At 66.5% G+C, this 1,909-nt stretch carries 3 protein-coding genes; all 3 read left to right on the plus strand.

All coding sequences use genetic code 11. The features are described 5' to 3' along the window. Positions 1 to 283, plus strand: a 283-nt coding sequence (locus ACP5E6_RS13555) for a hypothetical protein (protein WP_427954827.1), incomplete at its 5' end; no start/stop codon positions are given. Beyond that, positions 280 to 1,074, plus strand: a complete 795-nt coding sequence (locus ACP5E6_RS13560; RefSeq protein ID WP_427954829.1) for an inositol monophosphatase family protein — start codon at positions 280 to 282, stop codon at positions 1,072 to 1,074. The genes ACP5E6_RS13555 and ACP5E6_RS13560, both read left to right, overlap by 4 nt. Then, positions 1,068 to 1,907 carry a phosphodiesterase gene (locus ACP5E6_RS13565; protein WP_427954831.1) on the plus strand — a complete coding sequence of 280 codons (840 nt, stop codon included), beginning with the start codon at positions 1,068 to 1,070 and terminating at the stop codon, positions 1,905 to 1,907. Before ACP5E6_RS13560 ends, ACP5E6_RS13565 begins: the two co-directional genes overlap by 7 nt. Positions 1,908 to 1,909 lie beyond the last annotated feature (2 nt).

Raw genomic sequence — 1,909 nt, forward strand, 5'->3', positions numbered from 1 at the left:
GCTGGCAGACATCGTGGCGCAGGCCGCGGATGATGGCGGCGAAGCGGTCGGTCAGAGAGGGAACAGTCGGTGCATGTGTCACACCTGCATATCAGCATGGGGGGTGGGGGGTGAGAAAGAAGAAAGGGAAGGGAAGGCTGCTTTTTTGAAAAAAAGCAGCAAAAAACTTCTGGTCGTTGGGGTACGGGTGGTTGCGAGGGCACGGGCCTGGAGTCGGAGAGTTTTTGGTGCTTTTTTGCAAAAAAGAACCGCCTTCTGCTCGCTCGACAAAGGACCGCCATGACCACCCTGCCGCCCGGCGCCATCGACGCCGCAACCGCCGCCGCTGATGCGGCCGGTGCCGTCATCCGCCCCTATTTTCGCGCCGGCCTCACCGCCGACGACAAATCCGACGACAGCCCGGTGACTCTGGCCGACCGCGCCGCCGAACAGGCGATCCGCGCGATCATGACCGCGCGGTTCCCCCAGTTCGGCGTGATCGGCGAGGAGTTCGGCGACCAGCGGCAGGGGCGCTACAATTGGGTGATCGACCCGATCGATGGCACGCGCGAATTCATCACCGGCCGGCCCACTTTCGTCACCCTGATCGCGCTGGTCGAGGACGGTGTGCCGATCCTTGGCCTGATCGACCAGCCGGTGATCGGCGAACGCTGGCTGGCCGCCGAGGGCAGGCTCGATTTCACCAGCCGCCTTGGCGGGCGCACCGGCTGCCGCAAGCGAACCGCGTTGGCTGAGGCGGAACTCTCCTGCACCGGCCCGGAATGGTTCGACGCGTCGCAGCTCGCCGCCTTCCATCGGCTCGAAGCCGCCTGCCGCCGCGCCTCCTGGGGGGATGACGCCTACGCCGCCGGGCTTGTTGCCCTGGGCGAGATCGATGTGATCGCCGAAGCCGGCCACAAACCCTGGGACTGGGCCGCCTCGGTGCCGATCGTGATGGCGGCGGGAGGGGCGATGTGCGACTGGTCCGGCAACCCGCTGCGCCTCGACGCTGTGCATGACGGCACCGTGCTGATCCTGGGCGATCCCGCGCTGCGAACCGCCGCGCTGATCGCGCTGCGGGGTGAACCATGCTGATCGCGCATCTGTCCGACCTTCATATTCGCCCGTTCGGCCTGCCGGCCAACCGGGTGGTTGAAACCAACATGATGGCTGAACGCGCGGTTCGCCAGCTTGCGAGGCTTGCGCCGGCGGCCGTGGTTATCACCGGCGATCTGACCGATTCCGGCGAGATCGAGGAATATGCCGAGCTGCGGCGCCTGCTCGAGGGGCGGCTGGGATGTCCGATCTATGTGGTGCCGGGCAATCATGACCACCGGGGGCATTGCCGCACGGCACTTGCGACCTGGCCCGGGGTGACGTGCGACCCCGCGTTCGTGCAGTACACCGCCGATATCGGCGACCTGCGGCTGATCATGCTCGACAGCGTGGTTCCCGGTGCCGGGCATGGCGAATTATGCCCACGACGCCTTGCATTCCTCGAAGCGGCACTGATGGCGGCAGCGGATCGGCCGGTGCTGATCGGCTTGCATCATCCGCCGCTGATGACCGGGATCGCCGCGATGGACGCGATCGCCCTGCGCGCGCCGGAGGCGTTTCTTGCGCTGGTCGGCCGGCATTCCCAGGTCAAGGCGGTGCTGTGCGGGCATCATCATCGGGTGATCATCGGCCAGCACGGCGGGGCGATGCTGCTGGCGGCACCCGCGGTCGGCGGGCATCAGAGCGAATTGACCTTCGAGGCTGACGCACGGGCGTATTTTCATCTCGAGCCGGGCGGCTATTTCGTGCTGCGCTGGGACAGGCCGCAGGGGCTGACAGCGACTCTCGCAACGATCGGCGATTTTCCGGGACCGTTTCCGTTCACCGTCGAACCCGGTTATCCGGGTCGCCCCGCTGATCAGGTGGGATGATC

Source organism: Acidiphilium sp. (assembly GCF_049977125.1).
GTDB lineage: Bacteria > Pseudomonadota > Alphaproteobacteria > Acetobacterales > Acetobacteraceae > Acidiphilium.